This is a genomic window from Pseudoalteromonas sp. MMG012, assembly GCF_018100875.1.
Classification (GTDB): Bacteria; Pseudomonadota; Gammaproteobacteria; order Enterobacterales; family Alteromonadaceae; genus Pseudoalteromonas; species Pseudoalteromonas aurantia.
The window spans coordinates 1-1,850 of the sequence record NZ_JAGJEF010000174.1; the positions used below are offsets into that span (position 1 = coordinate 1).

Here is a 1,850-nt window from a genome sequence, read left to right on the forward strand (position 1 = left end):
TATTCATTATTTTTCAAATTTAGAAACATACAGGCATACGCACCACAAGCGCACAAGTTACCCACAAAAAGCTGTGGGTAACTTGCGAAACTGGCAGGCTCTAAATATCGAAAGCAGGATTGCAATGACTTACACTACATCATTGAAGCACCATACAAGCTGAGACTTATAAAAAACACCCGCCAGTGCAGGTGTTTCTAGAAGTGACTAATTTTACTAACGCACAAAAACATGGGTTGTCTGATTTCCAACCAAGCTTGTTATATTGGTATCTTTATACATTCCACCAATATAAGCATAAATATTTTGATAGTTATACATAGTATAATCTGTACCAGTGGTAGTGCAGCCACTCGCTTCATGCCAATACAATTTTAAGCGATGCTCTCCTGACTGATTTGGTGCTTCTCCAAGCGTATCTTGCAAAGGCATACAATTCGCAGTATTAAGCACTGCAATATCTGCGATTGCATAGCCCCCGGTAGAAGGCGATATTACCATAAGCTCTTGCTGAACATTTTTATACTTAACCCACTGTGCATCAGATAAATGATAATTATCATCGAAATTAGTAATGTTATTAACTTCGACAAAGTAATTGGTAATGTCCGGATACCCACTATAGTTCACTGTTGTGACGTATCGAATACCCATTAACGTCCAGCCTCCGCCTTTCGTTTCCATATCACAATAGGTTGTAAACTCCGGCATATTACCTACGCCATCTACATCGAGCTTATAGAAACCAGATGCCGCACTCGCATCGTTAACTTGAATTTCCTTGCAGCTGACTGGTGCAGGCTCTGGGTGAACGTGTTTGTTTGCCCTAATTGAAACTGTATCATTACCTCGTTTAGTGATGCTCTGAGCAAACAAATGACCTTCAACGTCCAGTATATTAACCACTTCACTAATATGAGTAGTTTCCGTATCTTTTGATTGTTCTTCTTCTAAAAACAATTCATGCGTATTAAACTTCGCTACATTATGGTCCGCATAGATCTGATCTATTTTATATTTAACACCAGAATCCAACTCACCCTCTTTGTTAGGCGCGTATACTGCCAAGTAAGCAAGAGTTTGAGACATTTGAGTATTTGCCTCTTGCTTAAGTTCTTGATATTGAATTTGAGCATCAAAATCTAACTGAGTAACATTACTCACTCTACCAACATATGGGAAAACGCCATTTTCTGATTGAGCGCTTAAAAATAAATATGGGGTTTGTGGCATTTTTTGTGTGAATGCAATTGTTTGAGACGTAGTGCCTAATTCAACACTTCCCACCTCCCAAATTGAACCATCGAGTAATTCATGGCGTCCTTTGGATAATGTAAGGCTTGACGCCGTTTCATTCGCATGAGCCCCATCTAAATATTCCCACTCACTAAAACGGATAGTAACAGTGCCATCCAAGTTGTCTTTAACTGATACCACCCCGGGGTCGGTCTCATTGAAGCTAGCAACACCCGCAATAACCACCTGTGAGTCTAATTGATTTTTAATTACGCCTTGCTCATTAATAGTGTGCTCTTGTAATTCAAATGCTTGTAATGATAATGAGCTAAGAACTGCGAGGTTTAGTAAGGTTTTTTTAAACATTTTATATCATCCTGATAAAAATAAATTTTATAACTCTGTTGCTTAAGATATAAAGCAAACTAATGTGCAGTTTAAATCAACAGTTATACAAAATATATCCTTAATTCAATAATATAAGCACTAGCCCCCGTTAAACCACCATCTAAGCTCTGTCATTTACATCAGAAAGAATGGAGCAGTAATAAAAATATGAAGAAAAGTCATAATTCAAAAACAGGCAAAGCCAGAGTACTCAGCTTACACATATT

At 37.9% G+C, this 1,850-nt stretch carries 1 protein-coding gene; it reads right to left on the minus strand.

Translation table 11 applies throughout. The features are described from left to right. Positions 1-216 precede the first annotated feature (216 nt). The gene (locus J8L97_RS22840; protein ID WP_211053016.1) at positions 217-1,602 is read right to left on the minus strand and encodes a fibrinogen-like YCDxxxxGGGW domain-containing protein; all 1,386 of its coding nucleotides are present in this window, start codon (positions 1,600-1,602) and stop codon (positions 217-219) included. Positions 1,603-1,850 lie beyond the last annotated feature (248 nt).